Origin of the sequence: Streptomyces sp. NPDC005899, from assembly GCF_040629645.1 — a bacterium.
Taxonomy (GTDB): domain Bacteria; phylum Actinomycetota; class Actinomycetes; order Streptomycetales; family Streptomycetaceae; genus Streptomyces.
On sequence record NZ_JBEXWB010000030.1, the window covers coordinates 1 to 23671 of the forward strand.

At 71.8% G+C, this 23671-nt stretch carries 23 protein-coding genes and 2 pseudogenes; 4 read left to right on the forward strand and 21 right to left on the reverse strand.

Annotated features, from left to right (window positions below; genetic code table 11):
* Positions 1 to 151, reverse strand: a pseudogene (locus tag ABZ371_RS06390) (prepilin peptidase); the annotation flags it as partial.
* 104 nt (positions 152 to 255) lie between these two features.
* Between ABZ371_RS06390 and ABZ371_RS06395 the strand changes: the two are divergent.
* Positions 256 to 645 (forward strand): DUF192 domain-containing protein, encoded by a 390-nt coding sequence (locus ABZ371_RS06395; RefSeq protein ID WP_358674320.1) that lies wholly within the window; start codon positions 256 to 258, stop codon positions 643 to 645.
* Positions 646 to 730: 85 nt separating this feature from the next.
* Here ABZ371_RS06395 and ABZ371_RS06400 read toward each other — a convergent pair whose 3' ends face one another.
* Complete coding sequence (locus tag ABZ371_RS06400) at positions 731 to 1918, reverse strand: hypothetical protein (RefSeq protein WP_358674323.1); 1188 nt, start codon at positions 1916 to 1918, stop codon at positions 731 to 733.
* Positions 1919 to 2469: 551 nt separating this feature from the next.
* On the opposite strand from ABZ371_RS06400, the gene ABZ371_RS06405 reads away from it, so the two are divergent.
* From ABZ371_RS06405 to ABZ371_RS06415, 3 genes are read left to right on the forward strand one after another with little or no spacing between them, the layout of a single operon-like run.
* Entirely contained in the window at positions 2470 to 4461 is a 1992-nt protein-coding gene (locus ABZ371_RS06405; RefSeq protein WP_358674326.1) for a hypothetical protein, read from the forward strand.
* 20 nt (positions 4462 to 4481) lie between these two features.
* Positions 4482 to 5063 carry a hypothetical protein gene (locus ABZ371_RS06410; RefSeq protein WP_358674329.1) on the forward strand — a complete coding sequence of 194 codons (582 nt, stop codon included), beginning with the start codon at positions 4482 to 4484 and terminating at the stop codon, positions 5061 to 5063.
* Positions 5064 to 5083: 20 nt separating this feature from the next.
* Positions 5084 to 5533: a DUF3592 domain-containing protein gene (locus ABZ371_RS06415; protein WP_358674331.1), complete on the forward strand. Its 450-nt coding sequence runs from the start codon at positions 5084 to 5086 to the stop codon at positions 5531 to 5533.
* 11 nt (positions 5534 to 5544) lie between these two features.
* Here the strand turns inward: ABZ371_RS06415 and ABZ371_RS06420 are convergent, their stop codons facing one another.
* The 19 genes and pseudogenes from ABZ371_RS06420 to ABZ371_RS06510 all read right to left on the reverse strand — a co-directional run bounded on the left by ABZ371_RS06420 (position 5545) and on the right by ABZ371_RS06510 (position 23237).
* Complete coding sequence (locus tag ABZ371_RS06420) at positions 5545 to 6030, reverse strand: hypothetical protein (protein WP_358674334.1); 486 nt, start codon at positions 6028 to 6030, stop codon at positions 5545 to 5547.
* The gene (locus tag ABZ371_RS06425; RefSeq protein ID WP_358674337.1) at positions 6024 to 6755 is read right to left on the reverse strand and encodes a hypothetical protein; all 732 of its coding nucleotides are present in this window, start codon (positions 6753 to 6755) and stop codon (positions 6024 to 6026) included. The genes ABZ371_RS06420 and ABZ371_RS06425 overlap by 7 nt, the downstream gene beginning before the upstream one ends.
* A gap of 33 nt (positions 6756 to 6788) precedes the next feature.
* Positions 6789 to 9236: a Tox-REase-5 domain-containing protein gene (locus ABZ371_RS06430; protein WP_358674340.1), complete on the reverse strand. Its 2448-nt coding sequence runs from the start codon at positions 9234 to 9236 to the stop codon at positions 6789 to 6791.
* 274 nt (positions 9237 to 9510) lie between these two features.
* Positions 9511 to 9897 (reverse strand): annotated as a pseudogene (locus ABZ371_RS06435) (SAM-dependent methyltransferase); the annotation flags it as partial.
* Between the two features lie 159 nt (positions 9898 to 10056).
* Entirely contained in the window at positions 10057 to 11280 is a 1224-nt protein-coding gene (locus tag ABZ371_RS06440; RefSeq protein WP_358674343.1) for a hypothetical protein, read from the reverse strand.
* Positions 11281 to 11431: 151 nt separating this feature from the next.
* A complete protein-coding gene (locus ABZ371_RS06445; protein WP_358674408.1) occupies positions 11432 to 12088 on the reverse strand; it encodes an OmpA family protein in 657 nt (218 codons plus the stop codon).
* Positions 12089 to 12096: 8 nt separating this feature from the next.
* The gene (locus ABZ371_RS06450; RefSeq protein ID WP_358674346.1) at positions 12097 to 12711 is read right to left on the reverse strand and encodes a hypothetical protein; all 615 of its coding nucleotides are present in this window, start codon (positions 12709 to 12711) and stop codon (positions 12097 to 12099) included.
* Positions 12712 to 13353 (reverse strand): pilus assembly protein TadG-related protein, encoded by a 642-nt coding sequence (locus ABZ371_RS06455; protein ID WP_358674411.1) that lies wholly within the window; start codon positions 13351 to 13353, stop codon positions 12712 to 12714. It abuts the gene before it with no gap.
* The gene (locus ABZ371_RS06460; RefSeq protein ID WP_358674414.1) at positions 13350 to 13571 is read right to left on the reverse strand and encodes a hypothetical protein; all 222 of its coding nucleotides are present in this window, start codon (positions 13569 to 13571) and stop codon (positions 13350 to 13352) included. Before ABZ371_RS06460 ends, ABZ371_RS06455 begins: the two co-directional genes overlap by 4 nt.
* A gap of 209 nt (positions 13572 to 13780) precedes the next feature.
* Positions 13781 to 14869: a response regulator transcription factor gene (locus ABZ371_RS06465; RefSeq protein WP_358674349.1), complete on the reverse strand. Its 1089-nt coding sequence runs from the start codon at positions 14867 to 14869 to the stop codon at positions 13781 to 13783.
* Between the two features lie 53 nt (positions 14870 to 14922).
* On the reverse strand, positions 14923 to 16263 hold the full coding sequence (locus ABZ371_RS06470) for a histidine kinase (RefSeq protein WP_358674352.1): 1341 nt from the start codon (positions 16261 to 16263) through the stop codon (positions 14923 to 14925).
* 10 nt (positions 16264 to 16273) lie between these two features.
* Complete coding sequence (locus ABZ371_RS06475; protein ID WP_358674355.1) at positions 16274 to 17161, reverse strand: DUF5936 domain-containing protein; 888 nt, start codon at positions 17159 to 17161, stop codon at positions 16274 to 16276.
* A gap of 13 nt (positions 17162 to 17174) precedes the next feature.
* Positions 17175 to 18110 carry a type II secretion system F family protein gene (locus ABZ371_RS06480; protein ID WP_358674357.1) on the reverse strand — a complete coding sequence of 312 codons (936 nt, stop codon included), beginning with the start codon at positions 18108 to 18110 and terminating at the stop codon, positions 17175 to 17177.
* Between the two features lie 10 nt (positions 18111 to 18120).
* Complete coding sequence (locus ABZ371_RS06485; RefSeq protein WP_358674360.1) at positions 18121 to 19458, reverse strand: CpaF family protein; 1338 nt, start codon at positions 19456 to 19458, stop codon at positions 18121 to 18123.
* A 26-nt stretch (positions 19459 to 19484) separates the two neighbouring features.
* On the reverse strand, positions 19485 to 19880 hold the full coding sequence (locus ABZ371_RS06490; protein ID WP_358674363.1) for a TadE/TadG family type IV pilus assembly protein: 396 nt from the start codon (positions 19878 to 19880) through the stop codon (positions 19485 to 19487).
* Positions 19881 to 19886: 6 nt separating this feature from the next.
* Positions 19887 to 20300: a pilus assembly protein gene (locus ABZ371_RS06495; protein WP_358674366.1), complete on the reverse strand. Its 414-nt coding sequence runs from the start codon at positions 20298 to 20300 to the stop codon at positions 19887 to 19889.
* Between the two features lie 5 nt (positions 20301 to 20305).
* Positions 20306 to 21574 (reverse strand): AAA family ATPase, encoded by a 1269-nt coding sequence (locus tag ABZ371_RS06500; RefSeq protein ID WP_358674369.1) that lies wholly within the window; start codon positions 21572 to 21574, stop codon positions 20306 to 20308.
* A 7-nt stretch (positions 21575 to 21581) separates the two neighbouring features.
* Positions 21582 to 22286 carry a Flp pilus assembly protein CpaB gene (cpaB, locus tag ABZ371_RS06505; protein WP_358674372.1) on the reverse strand — a complete coding sequence of 235 codons (705 nt, stop codon included), beginning with the start codon at positions 22284 to 22286 and terminating at the stop codon, positions 21582 to 21584.
* Between the two features lie 84 nt (positions 22287 to 22370).
* Complete coding sequence (locus tag ABZ371_RS06510) at positions 22371 to 23237, reverse strand: hypothetical protein (RefSeq protein WP_358674375.1); 867 nt, start codon at positions 23235 to 23237, stop codon at positions 22371 to 22373.
* Between the last annotated feature and the right edge of the window lie 434 nt (positions 23238 to 23671).

Here is a 23671-nt window from a genome sequence, read left to right on the forward strand (position 1 = left end):
CGCGGGCGGGCCCGGTGAGGGCGCGCCCGCGCGGGCTGGTGACCCGCCACGGCTCGCCGGGCTCGACGGAGAGGCGGTAGGCGGCGCGCGGGAGCAGCAGTCCGGCGGCGGCGCCCCAGACCCCGGCGACCGCGATGAGGGTGACGTCCACGGCGCCGACACTAATCCGCCGTGCCCGGGCCGGTCTTGGGCCCTGGGGCCCACTGCGGGCCGTTGCGGACCCACGGGCCGTCCGGGAGGTCTACCGTCGGTGCCATGGGGAGATGGCGGAACGGCAGCGGGACACTGACGGTGGGAACGGACGCCGAGGCGCGGGAGGTGCCGCTGCGGATCGCCGCCTCCTACCGGGCGAGGACACGGGGACTGCTCGGCGCTGACGGAATCGACGGGGCGCTGCTGATCACTCCGTGCGCGAGTGTGCACACCTTCCGGATGCGGTTCACCATCGACGTGGCCTACCTGGACCGGAAGCTGAACGTCCTGGCGGTCCGCACGATGCACCCGGGCCGCCTCGGGCTGCCCAGGCCGCGCGCCCGCCACGTGGTCGAGGCGGAGGCCGGTGCGATGGAGCGCTGGGGCCTGCGGCCGGGCACGCGGGTGCGGGTCTCCGTGCCCGTCACGGAGGCTTCACCGCCTGCGCGGTGACGGCCCTCGGTCGCCGGCAGCGCCCTGGCCCCGGTGCACGTGGACGGCCGGGAACTCCCGGGGCGGGTGGATCCGTACGCCCGGGTCACGGCGGCCCCGGCCCCAGCAGCGTCCACGCCCCGTACGCGGCGGAGCCCAGGGCCAGCACCGCGACGACCGTCACCGTGCGCGCCGTCGCGCGCGGCCCCGCCAGGGCCGCGGCCGGCGGCAGGAGCAGCGGGAAGGCGGGCATCATCAGGCGCGGGCGTGAGCCGAAGTAGCCCGAGCCGATGAGCGAGATCACGACGATCGCGATGCCGTACACGAGCACGGGGAGCGGCTGCCGCTGCCGCACGCACAGGAACACCAGCCACCCCAGGAGGCCCAGAGCCGCGCACAGCCCCAGAACGGCCGGCCACGGCAGGCCGAGGATGAACCCGGCCAGCGCCCGGCCCCCGTCGATGCTGTTGCCCCACTGGGCCTGCACCTGGAAGTAGGCGAGGGGGCCGCCCTCCCGCACGCCGACGAACACCACGTAGGCCAGCCAGCCCAGCGGTGCCAGGAAGACCCCCAGCACCATGTGGGCGTTGCGCCGCAGCAGGCGTTCCCCGCCGCCGAGCCGGTACTCCCGTACGAGGGTGACGGCGGCGGTGACGGTGAGGGCGGCGATGAGCGCGGCCGCCGAGGGCCGCGTCAGCCCCGCGAACACGCACAGCGCACCGGCGGTCGTCCACCGGCCCCGGAGCACGGCGTGCAGGGACCAGGCCGCGAGTGCCGTGAACAGGGTCTCGGTGTAGGCCATCGACTGCACGAACGCCGTCGGGTAGGCCCCCCACAGCGCGGCCAGCACTATCCCGGTGCGCCGCCCACGGATCTCTGTGCCGACGGCGTGGATCCCCCAGGCCGCGAGGAGCCCGGCCAGCCAGGCGAGGGCGATCCCGGCGCCCTGGAGGGTGAGCGGACCGACCGCGGCCAGGCCGCGTTCCAGCACCGGAAGGAGCGGGAAGAAGGCGAGGTCGGAGTGGACGCCGCCGTCCGGGAGGGTGACGGTGTAGCCGTAGCCGTGCTCGGCGATCCGCTGGTACCAGACGGAGTCCCAGCGCCCGCCGAGCAGGCGCGCGGGGTCCTTCCCGGCGGCCGAGGCCGCCACCAGGAAGACGACGAGCCCGACGGCCCGGACCGCCGCGTAGGCACCCAGTGCGGGGGCGGCGGCGGTGAGCAGCGCCACGGCGCGGTGCCGGGCGCGGCCGGATTCGGGCGCCGCCGGGCGGGGGCGCGTCTGCGGAGGGGGCATGTCGCCGATTATGAGCCCGCCGCCGTGTCGCCACCGATCCGGGCCGGGCACCGGCCTCCGGGGGACCGCGGGGCGTCCGTGTGTGGGGCGCGGGACGGGACGGGTGCCGGACGGGCCGGGGCCGGACGCACGGCGGGCATGCGCCGGACGGGCCGAGGGCCGGACGGAGCGGGTGCGGCGGCCGTGCGGGGTGGGGCTCGGTACTGACGGTGGCGACGTGCCCACCGGCCACGGTGGGCCGGGGTGCGGGGGTGCGAGGGTTTCGGCTTCCTGCCCCGCCGCGGGTCCCTCGGCGCCCGGGTCGGTCGCGACCGCGGGGTCGTCGTCCGTCCGGCGGAGGCGGCGGCGGGCGAAGGTGGCCGAACCCCGTGCGGGCGCGCCCCGCGAGACGGGCGGAACGCGCGCCGGCCCGGCGAGCACGATCCCAACCCGGCCGCACCGGCCGCCGGTTGGGCCCGTAATTGGGGCCGGGGGCCCAGGTCGGGCGCGCTTCACCGCCGTACATTCGGCCCCGGGAAGCAAGAGGGCGGGCGTCGGCGAGAGGGTGAACCGTGAGCGGTGGCAGCGACTGGGGAAGCAGGGTCCCGGGCCGGGTACCACCCGTACCCGCCCAGGGCGGGGGTGGCTGGTTCTTCCCGCTGAGCCGCAGCTGGGCGGCCGGCGCACTCGTCTACATCGCCGCCGGGTTCGTGCTGACGCGGGCGCTCGTGGAGACACTCGCGACCGACGACCGGCTCCAGCTGTTCGGCTGGCGGCTGGCCCTGCTGCACCTTCCCGGGGTCGCCGTCACCGCGCTGACCGTCCTCGCGGCCTCCCGCGCCCTTCCCGATCCGCAGCGCGAGTCGCCCGTCCTGCGCCTCCTGGGCGCGCTCGCCGTCCCCGTCGCCGGACTCGCCTACGGATACGCCGTGTCGTGGGACGTCGTCGGCACCGAGGGCCTGCTCATGCCGGTCGTCTCGATGGTCACCGGCTCGGCCGTGGGGCTGGCGCTGGACCGGCTGGTGGAGGGGCGGGGCACGGGATCCCCCGCCCAGGCGCCGCACGGCCGCTCCTACCACTGGCGTGACGCCGGTGCCACCGCCACGGAGTACCTGGGTGTCATCGTCCTGGTCGTCGCACTGATCGGCGCACTCGCGACGGCCGGTCTCGGCGGCCGGATCGGCGAGGGCATCCGGTGTGCGATCAGCTCACTCACCGGGGACGGCGCCGGGTGCACGGCGGGCGGGAACGGTACGGCGAAGCCGAAGACGGACGCCGACTACGAGCCGGCGCTCTGCCAGGTGTCGAGCATCTCGGACACCGCGGGCGGGAAGGTGAAGATCGGGTGGTTCGAGTGGGGTGAGGAGTACGGCTTCCAGCAGAAGGTCGCCCAGGCCAAGGCCGATGTGAACGAGGACGGGAAGGTCGACGAGAACGACAAGCTCGTCTACATGACGTTCACCGACGCCGCGTCGGCCGGCGTCAACGCCAGTACGCCGGGCGCCAAGCTCGGCAAACTCGGCAAGGCGGACGTCGACATCGGCGGCGGCATCAAGATCACCAACGGTGACACCTGGGTGTTCAGGAGCGAGGCCGACGCCCAGAAGATGAGGGACGACATCGAGGAGATGAAGATGTGGGAGACCTCGATGAAGCACAGCGGCGGTTACGGCGGCGGCTGGTACTCCGGCATGAAGTGGGCGGAGAAGACGGAGGACATCGAGAAGAAGATCGGCGACAAGAAGATCTCCTACTCGACGCTCGGCATCAACGTGTACGCGGACGGCGGACTCTCCATCAAGGCGGGTGACGAGAACAAGCTCGGCGCCAAGCTGGGCGGCAAGGCCAAGTTCTCCCCGGACGTGACGATCACCAAGGACGACGTGAAGGAGAACGAGTCCTACACGTACACCGCGAAGCTCGAGCTGGAGGGCAAGGTCGGCGGCAACGCGGGCCCGCTCGGCGGCACGGCGGGGGCGAAGGACACCCGCACGGGGGCCCTCACCGTCACCCGTGACCAGAAGACCGGGAAGATCGTCCGCATCGACATGACGCAGACGGTGGAGAAGACCTCGACATCCGACAAGGGCGAAGCCGGCGGCGACAACGGCGAGAAGGGAAAGGACAAACGCGGTGGCAAGGGCAGCGTGACCGACTCCTCCGGCGACACCGGCATCGAGGTCCGGACGAACTCGATCGTCTTCGGCAAGGAGACCGACGAGGACACGGAGGCCAAGCGGGCCGTCGCCGAGCAGTGGCTGGACGGCTCCGGCGACAACACGGCTCCGTTCGCGTACATGTTCGGCGACCACTCCCTCCAGCAGAAGCCCGCCGGCACCGACCCCTTCGAGCAGCTGATGTTCCAGGACGGCCTCTCCAGCACCATGCTCTACCTCGGTGAGACGGACGCCCAGGAGTTCGGTTTCGAGGTGTCGCTCGGCATGAGTCTGGGCTTCTCCGTCTCCGACGAGCACAAGAAGGAGACGCTGACCGACGCGCGGTTCCTCGGAGCTCCGCGGGGCGACAAGCGCGCGTACCTCCCGTACAGCTACTGCGCACAGTGAACGCGCACGACGAAGAGGCGATGACGTTGACGAAGTGCAAGGCGCCCGGCGCGTTCGCCGTCGCCGCGCTCGGTCTGACGCTGCTCACCGGTTGCGGCGGCGGGGACGCCGCCGCGGTCCCGGCGGGGTGGAAGACGCTCGACACGAGGAGCGTGTCCGTGGGTTACCCGGCGGACCGCGGGTACGCCCCCCAGCCGGCCGCCGAGCGGGCGAAGGCCAACGCCGCCGTGGCCCTCAAGGAGGAGAAGGGGCTGCGCACCGGCATGGTCTCGGTGCAGCTGGACTTCGCCACGGGCGTCGGCGACGCCGGCGAGGCAGCGGCCGCGGCGGGGGCCGGGATCGGTCTCGGGGCGACCCGGAAGGACACCCGGGACGTGCGCCTGGCAGGCGAGGAGAGCGCCCGCGAAGCCCGCCGCATCGACTACGAGTTCACCTCGGGCGGCGAGGACCGGACGCCGGCGAAGGGCACCCGGATGTCCGGGGTGGTGGTGGCGGGGGTCGACTCGCGGGACGTACCGTTCGCCATCCGGATCAACGCGGTGAAGGGCGCGCTGAGCCCCGCCGACCTCGACGCGTTCGTCAAGTCCATCACCGTCAAGTAACCCGCTGCGGAGCACCTTCCATGGACGTACTGCCCGGTGGCACCGCCACCTTCCTGCTGCTGTTCGGCCTGTTCCTCGGCGCGTTCGCCGTCCGGTCCGCCCTCCGGCTGGGCCGGGTCCTGCGGCTGGTGAGGCGCGGCGAGCGCGCCGAGGGCCGGTGCGCGGACCGGCGCGTGGTCGACCGGGGGTCGGGGATGGAGTGGCGCTACGCCACCGAGTACGTCTTCGCCTTCCGCACCCCGGACGGGGCGGAGGTGGAGTTCACCGACCACGCCCCCGGCCCGTTCGGCTTCCGGGTCGGGGCGCCGGTGCGCGTCTCCTACGACCCGGCGGACCCGGTACGGCGGGCCACCGTGGCGGGGCCGGGCGCGTGGGGCCCGGCCCTGATGCCGGCGGTGTTCGCCGCCGTGCTCGGGCTGTTCTCGCTGGGGCTCCTCCTCGGCTTCGCGGCCGCCCGCGGCTGGCTCTGACCGCCGGGGTGTCAGCCGGCGGACACCGCCGTCGGCAGCGCCACGGCGAAGAGCACGACGGGTTCCTCGCGGTCCGCCCGTCCGGTGCCGACTCCGACCGTGCGCCCGGCGCCCGCCTCCCAGACCTGGAGGTCCCCGTAGTAGCCGAGTTCGAAGAGCGCCTCGTAGAACGGGGGTACGGGCGCCCCCTCCGCCTCGCGTTCGGCGTACGCGTCCGTGGGCAGCTCGCCGTGCGGCCCCCACCGCGCGTCCAGGGCGAGGACCACGCCCCAGCGCTCGGTCTCGAACGCCTCGTGCTCGGCGTCCGCACCGTCGTCGCCGCCGTAGAAGTCCTGACCCACCCGGAGCGCGACGATCGCGAAGTCCTCGCCCCAGGCGGAGCGGGTGGTGTCGGCGCGGCCCGTCCAGGGCGGGGCCGGCGAGCCGGTCCGCAGTGCCTCGATCGCCGAGACGTCCTCCCGCACCCTGGCCTGGAGCTCGAGCGCCCCGCTCACCACACGGGCCGCGGTGCCGCCGCGGGCAGGGGCTCCAGCGCACCCGCCTCGGCCAGTGTCCGCTGCGCGGACGTGACGGCCTCGACGGAGTCGCCCGTCTCCAGGACCACCCCGCCGCCCGACGTGATCCGGCGCGGACCCTCGAAGGCGTCGGGGACCAGGGCGGCGCGGTTCGCGGAGAGGTAGGTGGCCCATCCGCAGCGCGGCTGCGAGTTGCGGAGGCCGAAGGCCGCCTTGACCGCGCCGAACAGCTCCCGGTCGTACGTCAGTCCGGTGTCGGCTCCCCAGGACTCGGCGAGGACGGCGAGCGCCTCGGGCAGCCGGCCGGTGAGCGGAGCCTCCGCTCCGGGCTGCGAGCCGGGTGCCGCCGCAGGCGCCGGGAACAGCTGGAGCGTCGCCGTGAACGGCGTGTACTCGTCGCTGCCGCCCCCCTTCGCCCGCAGGTAGGCGTAACCGCCGCCCGGCCACGTGCCGACGACGGCGGCCGACCAGCCGACGAGGTCGGCGTCCTCCTCCGGCCCTCCGGCCTCGACGACGGCGGCGACGTCCTCGGCCTTGTCCGGCACGGTCTCACCCCTGCCGCCGTCGACGTCCCAGCGCCAGTCGACCGCAGCCCCGGCCGACAGGTCCGTGAGCCGGCCGAGCGTCACCAGCCAGCGCTCCGCCAGCTCCAGGGGTGACTCGGGCCGGGGCCCCCAGGACACCTTCACTACCACTTCGCCGGACATGCGCGCCTCTCCGCCCTCGTTCGTCCGCTGCCGCTACTTCTCCACCTCAGTGTGCTTCACGACCACGTCCACGTCCGCGTCGTCGAACGCCTTCTGCGCCGCGTCCGCGACCTTCTTGTTCGAGAAGTTCCACTCGACCGGTCTCCCACCGGCCGCACGCACCTGACGCTGTGCCTGCTCCACGAACTTCGCCGCCTGCGCCGGCTCCAGGGTGCCGTCCGGCCGGACCTTCTTCCCGTAACCGAACTTCGCCTCCTTGTACGTCCCCGACGCCGAGTCCCATCCGTCGAAGTCGACGTCACGGCCGGTGCGCGGGTCCTTCACCGCGTACTCCTTGCCGCGCTTCACCCCGGAGACCTGCTCCTGGTAACGCATCCAGCGTTCCGTACCCGGCCAGTACGCCACCGACTTCTTGGCCTTCCAGGTGCCGTCACCGAGGTCCTTGGACCCCTTGCGCGGGTTCTTCAGGTCGCCGTACCAGGAGGGCTTCGCCCACTTGGCCACCTTCTTGCGGCTGGCCTCCTTCGCGGCCTCCTTGGCGGCGTCGGCGTCCTTCTGCGCCTGCTCCGCCGCGTCGATCTCCTCCTGGTCGACACCCTCGCACTTCTTCTCCGCACGGAGAAGGACGGGCGCCCCCTGCACGCGGTACGCCACCGACGCGTGCGCTGCCGCGTTCACACCGGCGGCGTAGGAGGGCTGCCGCCACCCGGTGCCGGGCGGTGCGGTGCCGGGCGGGCCGTCGAGCGGGACGGTGCCGAGAGGGCCGGCGAGGAGAGGGCCGGTGTCGGGAGGGTCGGCGCCGAGGGGGCCGGCGCCGATCAGACAGCCCTTGCCCGCCAGCTCCTCGGCGGCGTCGTCGGCGTGCCGCTGGGCCTCCTCCGCGGCCTTCCTCGCCCCGTCGACGTCGCCCTTGCCGGCGGCCTTGCGTGCCCGTTCCGCCGCCTTGCCCGCCTTCTGGGCGGCCTTCCCGAGCTTGCCCAGCTTGCCCAGTTTGCCGATCTTGCCGAGTTTCTGGGCGACCTTCGCCTCTCCGTAGCCGGGGATGAAGAGGGACCCGACGTTCCAGACGACGTCGGTGGCCGCCCGGGTCTTCTGGCCGTTGTTCCACCGGTCCTTGACGTCGTCGCCGACGAACATGTCGTCGAGCACCGTCAGCCCGGTGTCCACCGAGGAGCCGCCCCAGTCGGTCAGGGCGTCCCAGTAGTCGCCCTTTCGCCACTTGTCACCGGCGTCCTTGGTGCCCTCGGACCACGCGTCACCGAGCGAGCTCCCGTAGTCCTTGAGTCCGTCCCAGGTGCCGGGGAGGTCCGTGACCGTGTCCCAGATGCCGGTGACGTCGCCCCACACACCGTCGACGAACAGGCCGCCGCCCACCTGGCCGACCCTGTCGCCGGCGCAGGAGAAGAAGGCGCCGAAGCCGGAGAAGCAGTCCTCGTCGTCATCGTCTCCCCCGCCGCTCTCCGCCTCGTCGTCCTCCCAGCCCGGCTCGTCCTCGGCGGCGTCGGTCTTCTCCTCGTCCGGCTCGTCCCACCCCGCCGGCAGGGGCGTGACGGCATCCCTGCCGCCTGTGCCGCCTGTCCGGCCTGTGCCGCCTGTGCCGCCTGTGCCGCCTGTGCCGCCGGAGCCTGCTGTGCCGCCGGTGCCTTCTGTGCCGCCGGCACCCGTGCCTCCTGCGCCACCTGTGCCGTTGGTGCCGCCGGTACCGCCCGCGCCACCGGTGCTGCCCGCGCCTCCGGTGCTGCCCGCGCCTCCGGTGCTGCCCGCACTTCCGGTGCTGCCCGTGCCACCTGCGGCTCCGGTACCTCCCGAACTCCCGGTGGCACCGCCCTCGGTGCCACCGCCGGGCTCCTGGGGTCCCGTGTCGCCGCCGGCCTCCACCGCCTCCCTGCCGTCCCCCGTGGCGGGGCAGCCGGTGCCGGTCAGGGAGCAGATGGCGGACTGGAGGCTGTGGGAGATCTGGCCGCCCACCCCGCCGAGGACGAGAGCGAGGATGATGATCGCCACGAGCGCGATCAGGCCGGCGTACTCGACGGTCGACTGGCCCCGGTCGCGCCGCCAGGTGATCATCCGGGGCAGGGAGAACGCCCCGTGCCCGTCCCCGTCACCCTCTCGCTGGGACGGGTCCAGCCGGAACCACGCCCTGCTGGACGCGCGGCTGAGGAAGACGAGGATCAGCAGCGGCAGGAACATCTGCGTGAGGCCCCGGAACGAACCGTCCCGCAGGCTGGACACCCCGCCGAGCAGCAGCCACGCCTGTACGGCGAGCAGCCCTCGCCACACCCACGCACCGCCCGTACGCACCCTGCGCACCAGCACCCATCCGGTGACACCGGGCGCGGCCCCGTAGGCGACGAGGGCGAGCATGGTGGCGTCCAGTGCCTCGGCGGCGGACGCCGCCAGCAGCAGTCCCACCCCGCCGAACACCGTGACGGCGAACAGCACGTGCACGAGGATGCGCGCCACGCTCAGCAGTTGTGGCATGTCTTGACGCCGGTCAGCAGGTGGCTGCCAGGCACCGCCGAAAGCGGGAGTTCCCCCCAGGGTGGACACGATCGACCTCAACTCGCCTCAGTATTGGGCAGATTGAGCCTCGACCGTACGACGCCGGGCCGCGTGGAAGCGTGGGCCCACGGACCCAAACAGGGACCCATCCGCGCGCCGGATCAGGAGCGGGAGCGGGAGTGGGCACAGAAGCAGGCACGGGAGCGGAAGGGGTGGGAGCGGTCCCGGCTCGCCGTCCGGACCCCGTCAGTCGTCAGTCCTTGATCCCCAGGCCCGCGTAGATGTTGATGTCCGCGTCCGTGACGTCACTGATGTCCGCGTAGCGGACCTTCTCGATGTCGCGAAGACTCGCGAGGTAGGACGCATCGGGCCGGTTGGGGGCCGGAGCCGCGTGGTCAGGGCGCCAGCGGTGCGCCGGGACCACAGCCGGTCCGGCGAGCCGCAGCCCGTTCTCCGTGAAGAAGCGCTCCACGTCTGCGTGGGAACGCAGTACGAAAGTGAAACCGCGCTCGGTGTACGTCCGCTGGACCGCCCGCACCTTCTCCGGGTTCAGGTCGTCGGTGAGGTGACTGAGGACCAGCCGGCTGCCGGAGGGCAGCGCACCGATCAACCACTCATCCCGGCGAATTGGCCCGGCTTCGGTGCCCCGCTGCCGGGGCCGGGCGTCCAGGCCCTCCTGCGCCGCCCCGCCTGAAGGAAAATCACCGGAAGGAGAAGCACCGGGAGGAGATGCACCGTCCGGCCGCCGGCCGTGGGTGCTTCCGCGAGCGGTCCCGGGCGTCGTGGCCGGCAGGGCTGGTCACCTGCTCCGATCCGGCCCGCTCGAACGGCGGCGGGCCGCGTAGTGCCAGGCGCCCAGGGCCAGGACCAGCACCGTGCCGGTGCCGACGCCCGCGAGTCCCACCACCCGCATCCGGGAGTCGTCCCCCGTCCCCCCGGACGGATCGCCGAGACCGAAGCCGGCCGCCTCCGGGTCGCCGTCGTACGGCGGGCCGGCCTGCGCCGCCCCCCGGAGGTCGACGTCCAGGGTCAGCGGGACGGTGCTCCGGGCACGCGCGGCGAGTGTCACCTGGACGTAGTACCAGCCCTGGAAGCGCATCGCGCTCTCCGCCTCGGTGTCGCCCTCGAACCGGTTGGCGTAGGCCGCGGGCGCGGTGCCCAGTCGCACCCCCGCGGGGCTGCCCGTGTAGCCGACCGTCGTGTCGGTGACCCGGCCGCGGGCCGTGTTGTAGAGCTCCAGGCGCAAGCCGTCGGCCGCGAAGAAGGAGTCGCCCGCATCCGAGCCGGCCAGTCGGGCCCGCAGGAGGAGTTGCTGACCCCAGGCGACGGGCACCCGGTAGAAGCGGCTCTCACCGGGGCTGATCTCGTCGCGCCACACACCTTCGCGGACGGCCGCCGCGTCGTTGAACCCCGTGCCTCCGGCAACGCTCTCCTCCCTTGAGCCGGTGGGGGCGGGCGGAGCCTCGGAGCTCCAGCCGGTCGGCACCCGCGGTGTGTCGCCGCCGGGTACGAGACCGGGCTCGGCCAGGTACGTCAGCTCGACGGGCCAGGGCTTCCCGGCGGCGCCGGAGGAAGCGGATCCGGTCCGCTCCACCGTGTAGAAGTACTCCCCTGCCTCCTGGCAACCACTGCCGTGCTCGATGCGCCGGGACGCGAACCCCGCGATCGGCCGGGTCGTCTCGCCACCACCGAACGTCAGGCTCCGGTCGGTACCGCACGTCGTGCCGTCGGCGGAGGCCAGTGAGAGCCGGACACCGTCGGCGAAGCCGATCGCGGTGCCGGGGGGTGGCGCGACCACGGTGGAGACGTAGGCGTCCGACACGCCGTCGAGGCGAACCCGGTAGTACTTCTTCTCACCCGGGCCGACGGAGTCGGTGTAGAGGGACGATCTGTCCAGGAGCGGGCCGTCGATGCTCGACTCCGTGCCCTTGACGGACCGCGCTCCCGGGGCCTGCCGGTAGGCGGGGACGTCCTCCGCAGCGGCCGCCCCCATGAGCACGGCCACGGAAAGCGCCGCCGCCACGACCACGGCCCCACCTCGGGACCCCGCCCTCGTCCCGTTCCTCGTTCCCGTCATCATCACTCGCACCACTTCGGCTACCGGCACAGGCAGAGGAACGGGGCCCGAGCCCCTGGCGCCGGCCGGCCGAGGAGCTGGACCCCGTTCGCCCCGTTCAGTTCTGCGAACCGCTGGTGCGCGGGAAGGAGACCTCCACACGACGGTTCTTCTTGCGGCCCTCTTCGGTGTCGTTGCTGGCGATCGGATACTGCTCGCCGTAACCGCGGATCTCGAAGGTGACGCCCGGGAGCTTGGTGACCAGGACTCCCTGCACCGCGTTCGCCCGCTCCTTGGACAGCACATCGCCGTGCGCGGACGACCCGAGGTTGTCCGTGAATCCGAAGACCCGGACCTTCGGGGCCTTCTGCGTCTGGATCTCCGCCGCGATCGCGTTGATGCGGGCCGTGGCGGCGCTGCTCAGCTTGGCGCTGTCCTTGCCGAAGAGAACCTCCGCCTGCAGGGCGAAGGTGATGTCGGCGTTGGTGTCCTCGCGGCGTTCCTCACCACCCATGTCCTCGACGATGGACTTGATGTCGAGCACGCGGACGTCACCGAGGGTCGCCCCGTCACCGAGCATCAGCCCTGGTGAGTTCGCATCGACCTCTACGGGGGGCGCGGCGCTCGGGACGGCGGTGGGGCTGTCGTCCGCGGACGCCGAGGTGGCGCCCCAGAGCGCCGAGGAACCGAGGACGACGGCTGCGGCGGCGCAGAGCCCGATACGGCAGCGGAGCGCGCTTCGCGGTGCGGCCGGTGTGGGGGCGGGTGGCTGCATGGCGGTCGTCACCCCGAGATCTTGATCGTCGCGGTGGGCATGGTGGGGATCTGGAAGTCGACCTCGGTGGTGCTCGCCGGCGGGGCGGGGAACTGGGCGAAGAACGGAGCCTCCGCTCCTGGCGTCAGACCTTCGAACTTGGTGCACAGGCATCGACCGTCGGTGTCCCGCAGCACGAGGTAGCGCTTTTTGCCCGTCTGGTCGACAAGTGAGGCACCCGCCATCGAGGCGCCGTTGCCGGCGACTTCCTGTTCCATGCCCTGCCACCCGGAGGCGGTCCAGATCTGCTTGGACCCGTTCTTCACCCTCCCCTTGACCGTCACGAAACCGCCGGCCTCACGCTTGACCGAACTGACCACAGCTTCAACACCGTCCTTGCCCTTGATCGAGGCAAGCACCTCCGTCTCGTCGTCTTCAGCCGGGGCGGGAGGTTCGGTCTTCTGCTCGGAAGACGAGGACGTGGAGCCTTCCGGCTTACTTTCAGGCTTGTCGGAACCCTCGTCGCCTCCACAGGCCGTCAGTACGACAGCCATGGCTACAGAGGCGGCAGCGACGGCCGCCCCCTTGAAGCGAATCCGGGTCATGGCTGCACGCATCGGCGCGTTCCTCTCGGTGACGTTCACTTAATTGTCGGCCAGATGGACGGAGAACAGGTCTGCCAGGTCGGGCAGCAGGTCAAGGTTTTTCGGGTCGATGTGGAAGTCATCGCCATCATCACAGACGGCCTTGTACGACTTCTGCTCCTCGGCCTCACCCGTGTCGCCGTCTTCGTCTTCCCCCGGGGGACTCGGCGCGGGATGCATGTCCTCTTCGATGCGGCAACGAGGCTCGATCACCGCCCTGGCGGTGGCCTCGGCCTTCTTCGTCCCGGTACCGGCGATCACCGAGCTGCCCACGGTCCGGTTGGTCTTGACGGTGACCGTGTAGGACGCTTCGGGCCAGACGCCCGCATCACACACCACCTGCTCGGCATCGTTCGCCGCCGCGAGCCGGTCCGCCGCGGAACACGACCCCGCTCCGACCTCCCGCCCGCTCAGCAGGTCGTCCCACGCGTGCAGGTCGAATACACCGGGCCATGTCCACCGGTCTCGCGCGTCCTGCGCGGCCGCGAGTGCGGCGGCGTCGGCGGCCGTCTGCGCCTCGTTCTTCTTCATCGATGCCTGGCCGACCGCGAAGTAGGCGAACGCAAGGAAGAGCAGGCCCGCCACCACCGCGATGTAGATGGGGAAGGCCTGCCCTGCCTCGCTGGTACCTCTGACGATCAGCCGCCCGTGATCTTGCCGATCTGCGTGGTGATGGCCGTCGCGATGGCATTGCCGAAGTTCGTCGTCATGAGCACCCCGATGATCGCCACGACCACCACGATGATGCCCAGGTACTCCACCGCGCCCTGCCCCCGGTCCGCCCGGGCCTTCATGCGCTCGACGGACGTGTTCGCCCAGACCTTGGCGTTGATGGAAGCCTTCAGCATCAGCTTGCTCATGGTGTGCCCCTCCGGGTTCGGCCGACCGGGTGGCGGTCGACGTGTAGGTCTCTGTGGTGCCGCCCGCGTTACCGGCTTCCTCCTGGCCGGTGCCGTCGGCGACATGAGAAACGTACGGCCGGGCGCCCCGTTCGGCGCAGGGCCCCAGGGCCCAAAGCCGGGCCCAAAAGGCGTGTTGGGTCCCTCGGCCCAGGCGTGCTCTCCCCCGTTCAGCCATGGCGTCCTGTCCCCCTCGTCCCAGGTCCCGGGCCCGGCGCCGTGCCGAGCCAGCGGGCGATCGCTTCGCTTCGGCTGCCGCTGTGCAGCTTGGTGAAGATCCTGTTGATGTGGTTCTTGACCGTCTTCTCACTGATGAAGCAGGTGGCGGCGATCTGGTGGTTGCTCATCCCGGACGCGATGAGGTCCATGACCTCCGCCTCCCTCGAACTCAGGCCGTAGCGGCTCCTGTCGGGCGCCGGAAGCGGGCTGCGGCTCCCTTCAGTCAAAGACTGTGCCACAACAGGTTGCAGCTGCGAAAGGCTTTCCGGCAGGCCCGCAGGTCGCGGGCCTGCGGGCGCGGGGGCCCCGGGAGGCGCCGCGTCGTACGGGCCGCTTTCCGCGTGCTGGTCCGGGTGGCCGGGTCCCCCGTGCGGCGGGCCGGCCGTGAGTGCGGTCCCCAGGCCTTCCGGAAGGGGTCGCGGCGCCTGGTCGGGTCCTTGGCGCATATGGGCGAGGAGGGCGTCGGCCGCCGTGGCCGTGAAGTGGGCCCGGCCGCTCTTCGTGTCGCGTACGGCCTGCACCAGCTGGTCCGCCGTGAACTCACCGTGGACCAGGTAGCCGCCCGCGCCCAGGCGCAGCGCCTCATGGACGATGTCGCTCTCACGGCTGTAGGTCAGCATCATCACAGGTGCAATCTGCACCAGGTGCGGCAGAGCGGAGATGCCGTCCACGCCGGGCATACGGACGTCGAGCAGGACGACGTCGGGCCGGTGCCGTACGGCCGCCTCGTAGGCCTGTCGTCCGTCCGCCGCCTCGGCCACGACCTGGATGTCGGCGCGCCCGCTGAGCAGGACTCCGAGTCCGGCCCGGACGACCGGGTTGTCGTCGGCGACGACCACCCGCAGGGGCTCGCGGGCCGGCACGTCCGGCCCGCCGGGGAACGGCGGCGGCGCTTCGGACGGGGACGGGTGCTGGGCGGCCGGGAATCCGGGAGAGCTGCGCTCAGCGCTGGGGGCGTGGGAGTGCGGGGAGGTGTGCTGGGAGACGTGGTTCTGTGCTGCCCAGTTCCGGCCCGATGCACGGGAGACGTCGTCCGGCATTCTGCGACCTCCTCTCGGGTGTGGTGGGGACGGGGACGGGAGTGGTGGCCACGTCATGCGCGATCGGCCACGGGGTGGGCGCCCGGGCGGCGATCCGGGCCCGGGCGTGGTGTGAGGGCGGCGGTGGGGATCTCCAGGCGGACTTCCGTCCCCTTGGCCGCCCGGCCCTTTCCGATGCGGATGCGGGCGCCGATGGAGGCCGCCCGCTCGACCATGCCGACCAGGCCGAAGTGGCCGGCCCGCCGGAGGTCGTCGAGCGTGGTGCCCGCGGGCAGGCCCTGGCCGTCGTCGTACACGCTGACGCGCAGGACGTCGCCCTTGATGCCGGCCAGGACCACGAGATAGCTGGGACGGGCGTGCCGGTGGGCGTTCTCCATGGCCTCGGAGGCGACGGTGAGGAGCTGGCGGGCGACCACCTGCGGGACGGGGGGCACCGGGGTGTCCCCCAGGGTCCGGAACACCGTGCTGGTCCCGTGGCGGCGGCCGAAGTCTTCGGCTCGTGAGCGGAGTTCGCCGACGATGTCGATCCCGCCGTCGAGTCCGGACTCGCGGCGCAGGTCGGAGAGGAGCTCACGGGACTCCGCGGCGGCCCGCCGGGCCGAGCGGGCCACGAGTTCCGCCTGGTGTTTCACGGTGGGTGGGTCCATGCGGTCGGCGGAGTGGGCCAGGCCGTCGGCGGCGAGGGCGAGGCCGTGCAGGGTCTTGGCGACGGAGTCGTGCATCTCGCGGGCCAGCCGCGCGCGTTCGTCCTCGACGGCCACGCTGACGGCGAGCCGGGCCCGGGTCTCGGTCAGCGCCTGGCTGGCGGAGCCGACACGGAGCATCAGGTTGCGCAGGGCGACCCCCACGGCCCCGGCGAGTACGCAGAAGCCGGGGAGCAGCAGCACGGAGGCCAGGCCGCCGGCCCGGAGCGTGCCCTCGGCGCCGTAGGCAGCGGCCAGGATCAGGCTCTGGACGGCCGCGAAGACGCCGGCCGCCCGCCATCCGTAGAGGAGTCCGGCCAGCAGCGGGGTGCAGACGACGGCGTATCCGAGGGTCGACTCGGGGGTGGCGGTGAACAGGAGGAGCGCGCCGAAGAGCGTGTCGGCCCCGAGCAGGAGCGGGGAGCGCACGAGGAGCGGCCCGAAGCGCTCCCAGTCGCGGTAGAGGGCGTACGAGCCGACGACGGTCACCAGGACCGCGGAGGCCACCAGCCAGCTCGCGAGGCCGGGGGCCGTGTTGTCGAGTGCCTGCGGGGTGCCGATGGCGATCATGGCCAGGCGGAAGAGGAACACCTGGCGGGCGAGCGCGGAGAGGGCGTTGACCTGGATGGAGACGGTGGGTGCGGGGCCCGCCGGGGTCGACAGGGCGGCGTGCCGTGACTCCTCGGCGTCCGGGTGCAGGGAGATCGTCATCGGCGGGCGCTCACTCCCCCGTGAGGGATCCGAGGTCGGTGTCGGATCCGAGCAGCATGGCGGCCCCCATGAGGATCATGGTGGCCGGGATCATGAAGGTGGTCACCATCAGCGTGGCCTTGGGGACCGCCTTGGCCGCCTTGCGCCGGGCGTTCTGCGCGTCGGTGCGGCGCATGTCGTTCGCGATGGCGATGAGGGTGTCGACGATCGGCGCGCCCAGTTCCTCGCCCTGCTGGAGGGCGGTGACGAACATGGCGACCTGTTCGGAGTCGTTCCGCCTGCGCAGCTCGTCGAAGGCCTGGCGGCGGCTCACGCCCATGTCCATCTGGCGCAGCGTGATGCGCAGTTCGTCGGACCAGGGGCCCTGGTACTTCTCCGCGACCCGGTCGAGGGCCTGGCGGAAGCCGAGGCCGGCGGAGACGACGACGGCGAGTACGTCCAGGAAGTCGGGGAGGGTGCGGTCGATGTCGTCCCGGCGCTTGCGGACGGCGGCCCAGATGCCCACCTCGCCCCAGAACAGACCGAAGGCGATCATGAAGAGGGCCATGAAGATCTTGCCGCTGGTGAGCATCGCGAAGGCGGCGAAGCCACCGAGCGCGCTGTAGACGGCGCGGCGGGCGGCATAGCGGTCGATGGTGAGGCCGCCGGGGTTGCCCGCCATGTCGATCTTGCGGCGCTTCTCGTTGACCTTCTTGGGGCCCATCAGGCGCAGGACCAGGGGTGCCCAGCGCATGCCGAGCCGGTCGAGGCCCGAGCCCACCGCGGTGGTGCGGGTCGAGCCCACCTCGAGTGCCAGCGCGAGGTCCCCGGGGAGGGTGGCCTCGGCGCGGTACATCCGTACGCCCTTGAAGGCACCGAACACGCTGAGGCCGACGACGAGTGCGAGCAGCAGTTCCATACCGGTCCCCTCCTCAGATATCGATCTTGGAAATGCGGCGGATGGCGACGAAGCCGAGGGCGTAGAGGCCGAGCGAGACGATGACCGCGATCTGGCCGGCGACGGAACCCGTCATCCGGTCGAGCGCCCCGGGGAGGATCGAGTTGACGAGGAGCATCGCGCCCACACCGATGGCGGGGACGGCGTAGGCGGTGGTGTTGACCTGCGAGAGCTGGGTGCGGACCTCGCGCCGGGTCTCCTTGCGTTCCTCCAGGGTGATGGTGAGGTTGCGCAGGGAGGAGACGACCTGGCCGCCGGCCCGGTTGGAGAGGATGAGCGTGGAGACGAGGACGACGAGTTCGCGGGAGGGCAGGCGTTCGGCGAGTTCGTCCAGGGCGTCGTCGAGGGTGCGGCCCACGGCGAGCTGGTCGGCGACGACGCGGAGTTCGTCCCCGGCGGGCGCCTCGAGCTCGTCGGCGGCCATGGCGATGGACGTGCGCAGCGAGAGCCCTGCCTGGGTGGCGTTGGCCAGGACCCTGGAGATCTCCGGGAGCTGGCTGATGAAGGCTTCGGTGCGCTTGGTGCGGTGCCAGTTGAGGAAGGTGTTCGCGCCCCAGACGCCGATGATCCCGGCCAGCGGGCCGAAGAACGAGGCCAGGACGGAGGCGGCGATCAGCCAGAGGGCCGCCACCGAGCACACGACGTAGAAGAAGTACTCGCCCGGGGTGATGTCGAGGCCGGTGGCCGCGAGCTTCAGCTCGATCCTCCTGCCCAGCTTCGTACGGCGCAGCCGGCGGTCGAGCCCCCGGAAGCGGCGGCGCGGACCCAGGTCGATCTGCCCCGTCGAGGAGAGCCGGTCGACGAGGGCTTCGCGCTGGGCCCTGCCCGAGGTGTAGGCGTGCAGCCCCAGGACGCCGAGTACGCAGCACAGCAGCGTGACGCCGATGGTGAGCGGTGCGAGGTTGTCCATGTCGGGGTACCTATCTGGCCTCTCGGGTGGCGAGGTATTCGTCCGACGGGGCGACCCCGAAGGCCTGCGGGATCGGCTGCCCGGCCATGTAGAGCCGGTCGGCGATCCGGCGCGGCAAGGGGAGTGCCCGGAACTCCCCGTGCACCACACCGTCGGTGGACATCGGCCGGGCGTCGAACCGGGCGACGGTGACGATCCGGTAGGGGTCGCGGCCGTGCGAGTCGAGGACCGCGATCTCGGTCACCTTCCTCGTCCCGTCGGCGTGCCGGGTCAGCTGGACGATGACGTCCACCGCGCTGTTGATCTGGTCGTGCAGGGCCTCGAAGGGGATCTTGATCTCGGACATCGACGCGAGGGTCTGGAGGCGCATCAGGGCGTCCTCCGCGCTGTTGGCGTGGACCGTGGCCAGCGAGCCGTCGTGGCCGGTGGACATCGCCTGGAGCATGTCGAGCGATTCGCCGCCCCGGACCTCACCGACGACGATGCGGTCGGGGCGCATGCGCAGGGAGTTGCGCACGAGGTCGCGGATGGTGACCTGGCCCTTGCCCTCCACGTTCGCCGGGCGGGTCTCGAGCCGGATCACGTGGTTCTGCTGGAGCTGGAGCTCGGCCGAGTCCTCGATGGTCACGATGCGCTCGCCGTCGGGGATGAGGCCGGAGAGCGCGTTGAGGAGCGTGGTCTTGCCCGTACCGGTGGCCCCGGAGACGATCACGTTGAACTTGGCCTGGACGAGGCCGGCGAGCAGCAGCAGCATCTGCTGGTCCAGCGAACCGAAGCCGATCATCTCCTGGAGCGAGAAGGACCGCGGGAAGCGCCGGATGGTGAGCGTGGCGCCGGTGAGCGAGAGCGGCGGGATGATCACGTTGACGCGCTCGCCGCTGGGCAGGCGGGCGTCGACCATCGGATTGGCCTCGTCGACCCGCCGGTTGACCGTGGAGACGATGCGCTCGATCGTCTGCATGAGCTGCTCGTGGCTGGCGAAGCGCATGGGCAGCTGTTCGACCCGGCCCGCCCGCTCCACGAAGATCTGGTCGGGTCCGTTGACCATGATCTCGGTGATGGAGGCGTCCTCCAGGAGCGGTTCGAGGACGCCCAGGCCGAGTGCCTCGTCGACGACCCGGCGGATGAGCTGGGAGCGTTCGACGGTGGAGAGGACGGGGCCCTCGCGGCTGATGATGTGGCCGAGGACGCGTTCCAGCCGCGCCCGGCGGTCGGCGGCGGCGAGCGAGGACATCTCCGCGAGGTCGATCTCCTCGAGGAGTTTCGCGCGGTACGTGGCGACCATGTGGCCGTCCTCCCGTCCCCCTCCGCGCTCCTCGGGGGCGGTGATGCGTGCCCGCAGGCTCATGGGCGGTACTCCTCGGATGGGGTGGGTCAGTCGCGGGGCATGGTGGCGGACTTCTCGACGGTCCGGTCACCGAGCAGACCGAGCAGGACGTCGGGGATGTCCACGGTGACCGTCACCGTCACCGTGTCGCCCCCCGTCGGCGCGCCGATCCGCGCCCGGTCGGCCACCCAGCCGGTCATCGACGCCCTGCCGACCCGCTGGTAGGACCCGGACCGGTCCTCCTGCGAGGCGGTGCGGGCGGCGGCCCTCGCGGCGGTGCCCGCCTGCTGCGCGGTGTAGGCGACCAGCCCCAGCTGGAGGCCCGCCAGGCCGATCAGGATGAGCACGGGGAGGAAGCCGAGGTACTCGATCGCGGTCGAGCCGCGGTCCCGGTTCCGGCCGGGGACCGGCGCTGCCGCCCGGGGAGTCCGTACGGGTGCCATGGCGTGTCACTTCCCTTCCGCGGCGGCGCCGGCCGTCGCCTCGACGGGGATGGGGAGGTCGGCGAAGCCGGGGAAGAGGGCGGGGGCCTTGAGGGTGACCTTGACCGTGACCACGTCGTCCGTGTCGGATGCGGGGCACCTGATGTCCGCGGAGCCCTCCCAGGCGCCGGGCAGCCGCTCGTGCACGGCGTCCTCGCACTGTGCCGTCCGGCCCCATGCCCCGGCGGCCACCGCCTTGCGCACGCCCTCGTCCGCGGCTCCGCTCGCCAGGGTGAACGTGTACCCCACCAGCACCGCCTGCCAGAGCAGCACCAGCGTCACCAGGATGATGGGCACCATCCCGGTGAACTCGACGATCAACTGCCCTCGGTCGCTTCTCAGCCGCGCCCGTATCCCGCCCGGTGCTCCCGTGGTCCGCATCGCTGTCAGCCTCCCCCGCCGGTCGTGCCGCCCTTGCGACGGCGGCCCCCGATGGAGCCCTTGTCGCCGCGCAGTATGCCGCCGCGCGACTCCCCTCCCGGAGAAGGCTTCACCAGTCCGAGCTCCCCCGCCAGGGCCCACAGGGCCTGTTTCACGGTGGAGCGTGGGTCCAGTTCGTGCATCCGTCCGGCGTCGACCGCGCCCTGGAGCTCCTTGAAGTTCGCCGGCACGGCCGTGCCCGCCATCCGGGTCCCGGTGATCCGCTGGATCAGCGGCGGCTGGATCTCCGTGTTCCGGTTGAAGCGGTTGACGAGCGTGACCGTCTCCTCCGCCTTGCGGATCTGCAGCCGGTCCCACATCCGGACGATGCGCTTCGCGCCCCGTACGGCGACCACGTCGGGGGTCGTCACCAGCACGGCGGTGTCGGCCATCTCGATCGCCGCGGCGTTGGCGCCGTTCATCTGGCTGCCGCAGTCGATGACGACGATCTCGTAACGGGAGCGCAGGGCGCTGACGATCTGCCGGGCGGAGCGGTCGCTCACCTCCTCCCCCCGTTCGCCCTCCCCGGGGGCCAGCAGCAGCGCCAGGCCCGTGTCGTGCGAGAAGACGGCGTCGGAGAGGACCCTCGGCGAGATGTCGGTGATGACCGCCAGGTCGACGATGGAGCGCCGGAACTGCACGTCGAGGTAGGCGGCGACGTCGCCGGTCTGCAGGTCCAGGTCGACGAGCGCGGTCGTGTACCCCGAGGCCTGCGCGGCCAGGGCCAGCTGCACGGCCGCCAGCGTCGCCCCCACCCCGCCCTTCGCCCCGGTGACGGTGACGACGGTGCCTCCGGGGCCGGTGAACACGTCCCCGCCCGCGCCGAGGTGGCGCCGCACACCCGTCGACCACTGGGCCGCGGCCTGGACCCGGTTGGTCAGTTCCTCGTAGCCCAGCGGGAGGGTGGCCAGTCCTCGCGCTCCCGCGTCCATGGCCGCGGCGAAGAGTCCCGGACTGGCGTCGGCGGTGATCAGCACGACCCCGATCGCCGGGAACCGCAGGGAGACCTCCCGGATCAGTTCCAGCGCGGGCACCGGCCCGATCCGCTCGTGCACCAGCACGACCTCGGGCAGTTCCTCGATGGACTCGCCCGCCAGCCGGGCGAGGGTGTCGATGAGCTGCGTCGAGTCGCCGACCGGAGCGGCCGGCTCCGCCTCGGGGAGCTGGCTGAGCAGGGTGGTGACGGACCGTGCCGCGTCGGCGTCACCGACGGCAGGGAGGATCCTGGTGGTCATCCGGTCCTCACTTGTCCTTGTCGAGCGTGTAGGTGCGGTCGCCCGGGCTGATGGTGCCGTCGCTGCCCGGTGCGATGAGCGCGAGGCGGACGTGCTGGGCGAAGGACTCGGCGTAGGCCACGCGCTGGGTGTCGAGGGTGTTGAGCGCGAAGGTGATCGGTACGGCTTCCGCGGCCTGGTTCCGGTCGTCCTTGCGGGGCTCCAGCGCGGTGAGCTCGCCCACGTCGAGGACCTTGGCGTTGGATACGATGATCTTGGACTGGGGCGCGTCGCCGTCCTGTTCGCCCTCGAAGGTGGCGTAGATGTTCACCTTGTCGTTGGCCCGGATCTTGCCCGCCACGCCCGTCGCGGCGTCGATCATGATGGCGATCTCCTGCTCACCCGGTTTGAGTTCCGGGCTGCTCACCATCATGTCGGTCTGCATCAGGGAGCCCTCGCGCAGTTCCGTGACCGCGATCTTGCCCTCGATCTCGTCCAGGTCCGTGACGGCGTTCTCCGAGAGCCAGCGTTTGGGCATCGACACCTTCTCGAACTGCCCGGACGTCAGCTTCGTGTAGGGCGACACGTTCCTGGCCAGCCGGTAGGCGGAGACCTCGGGGCCGACCTTGGAGTTGACGTCGCTGATGACCGAGAGCACCCCGGCGAAGGCGCCGAAGGCGCACAGGACCGACAGGAGCAGGAGTATCACGCCGCGGCGCTGGCGGGAGTTCATTGCCGGACAACCTCGTTCGAATCGGATGCGTGCGAGCAGCGGACGGAGCAGGTGTGCGGTGTGCGGGGGCCGGGCCGCCGGGTGTCAGGAGCCCGGTGGCGCGGCCGCCCCCTGGGTCAGGACACCTGCGGAGTGCATTCGGTTCTCGGGCGGCACCAACGGAGAGGAACAGAAGCCGCAGCGGTCACCGATGAGTTCCATTCCGCACCAGTGGCATCCTTCCCGCCGGACGGAGGAGACGAGTTGGTAGACCACCGAGATGTCCGGCAGATAGGAGGCGAATTCCACCAGCTTCCCGGTTCCCCACCACTTCGGCGAACTCGCGGGCAACGGGTTCTCGTGAACGGCCTGGACCTTCCAGGCGGGGGCCAGGGTCTGCTGCACCCATTGCGACGACAACTGCCCGGTGGCGACGAGGAGATGCGTGCCGAACGCCGGTCCGCCCGGCGGCTCGACGGCCGGGCCGATCTTGACGAGCTGAGGGCTGGGGCCCGCGAGCACGGCGAACTGCGAGCCCGGCACCCACGACTTGGCGTGCGTCCTCAGGCTGACGGGCACCCTGTCGAGTCTGGCCACCGAGTTCAGCAGGGCGCCCGCGTGGATGTAGTGGGTGAGCAGGCGGGCCGCCGAGGCCACCACGCCGGGGCTGAAGTCGCAGACGGACAGCTGGCGCAGTTGACGCACCAGTACGGCGACCCCGAGCGGCGGCAGGTCCACCTTCACCAGGGCGATGCGGTCGCTCTCCATGACGGAACGGATGGCGTGCAGACGGCGCTCGTGGGCCTGGCCGATCCCTGACGGGCAGATCACGACGACGTGGCCGTGCTGCTCCAGGAGCACGTTCATCTCACTGATGGCGAGGTCGAGGGTCTGGTCGCCGGGGGCCTTCAGCAGGGCCGCCGTCGGGGTCTGCTGATCCGTCGGTGGCAGCACCAGATCAGCACTCGTCACTGCTATTGCGGTCGGCACGCTCTTCCCCGTTCGGCTCCGGCCGCGGTCGTCGTGACCCCGGCCGCAATCGCTCCTGCTCCGTGCTTCTTCCCCAGCACTTTAGCCACGTCCTACCAGGCGGAGAGCAGATATCGGAGTCCGGTACGACAAGGTCCCACACAGCCGTGCGCAAGCCGCCCGCGCGAAAGGGGACGAAAACAGATCTGTTAACTCCTGTACCACAGCGGACGGTTACGGTGACCCGTGAGGTCCGGTCCCCGAATCAATTCGTTTCCGCACGTCAGAGCAGCCGGACAAGATCTCCGCGCCGACGTTCGATTACCGCCGCACACGCGGTCCGTAACGATCCGCCCATGCGGGCGGCGGCGCGCGGCGACTCACCCGCGCGAGTGCACGCCCGAGGGGGCGGAATCGGCTCCCCCGCCCCGGCCGCG

Bases quoted from the DNA above. Each gene is read 5' to 3' on its own strand.
- ABZ371_RS06395 (WP_358674320.1), top strand. From the start codon at position 256: ATGGGGAGATGGCGGAACGGCAGCGGGACACTGACGGTGGGAACGGAC.
- ABZ371_RS06400 (WP_358674323.1), bottom strand. From the start codon at position 1,918: ATGCCCCCTCCGCAGACGCGCCCCCGCCCGGCGGCGCCCGAATCCGGC.
- ABZ371_RS06410 (WP_358674329.1), top strand. From the start codon at position 4,482: ATGACGTTGACGAAGTGCAAGGCGCCCGGCGCGTTCGCCGTCGCCGCG.
- ABZ371_RS06415 (WP_358674331.1), top strand. From the start codon at position 5,084: ATGGACGTACTGCCCGGTGGCACCGCCACCTTCCTGCTGCTGTTCGGC.
- ABZ371_RS06425 (WP_358674337.1), bottom strand. From the start codon at position 6,755: ATGTCCGGCGAAGTGGTAGTGAAGGTGTCCTGGGGGCCCCGGCCCGAG.
- ABZ371_RS06430 (WP_358674340.1), bottom strand. From the start codon at position 9,236: ATGCCACAACTGCTGAGCGTGGCGCGCATCCTCGTGCACGTGCTGTTC.
- ABZ371_RS06445 (WP_358674408.1), bottom strand. From the start codon at position 12,088: ATGCAGCCACCCGCCCCCACACCGGCCGCACCGCGAAGCGCGCTCCGC.
- ABZ371_RS06460 (WP_358674414.1), bottom strand. From the start codon at position 13,571: ATGAGCAAGCTGATGCTGAAGGCTTCCATCAACGCCAAGGTCTGGGCG.
- ABZ371_RS06465 (WP_358674349.1), bottom strand. From the start codon at position 14,869: ATGCCGGACGACGTCTCCCGTGCATCGGGCCGGAACTGGGCAGCACAG.
- ABZ371_RS06470 (WP_358674352.1), bottom strand. From the start codon at position 16,263: ATGACGATCTCCCTGCACCCGGACGCCGAGGAGTCACGGCACGCCGCC.
- ABZ371_RS06475 (WP_358674355.1), bottom strand. From the start codon at position 17,161: ATGGAACTGCTGCTCGCACTCGTCGTCGGCCTCAGCGTGTTCGGTGCC.
- ABZ371_RS06480 (WP_358674357.1), bottom strand. From the start codon at position 18,110: ATGGACAACCTCGCACCGCTCACCATCGGCGTCACGCTGCTGTGCTGC.
- ABZ371_RS06485 (WP_358674360.1), bottom strand. From the start codon at position 19,458: ATGAGCCTGCGGGCACGCATCACCGCCCCCGAGGAGCGCGGAGGGGGA.
- ABZ371_RS06490 (WP_358674363.1), bottom strand. From the start codon at position 19,880: ATGGCACCCGTACGGACTCCCCGGGCGGCAGCGCCGGTCCCCGGCCGG.
- ABZ371_RS06495 (WP_358674366.1), bottom strand. From the start codon at position 20,300: ATGCGGACCACGGGAGCACCGGGCGGGATACGGGCGCGGCTGAGAAGC.
- ABZ371_RS06500 (WP_358674369.1), bottom strand. From the start codon at position 21,574: ATGACCACCAGGATCCTCCCTGCCGTCGGTGACGCCGACGCGGCACGG.
- cpaB (WP_358674372.1), bottom strand. From the start codon at position 22,286: ATGAACTCCCGCCAGCGCCGCGGCGTGATACTCCTGCTCCTGTCGGTC.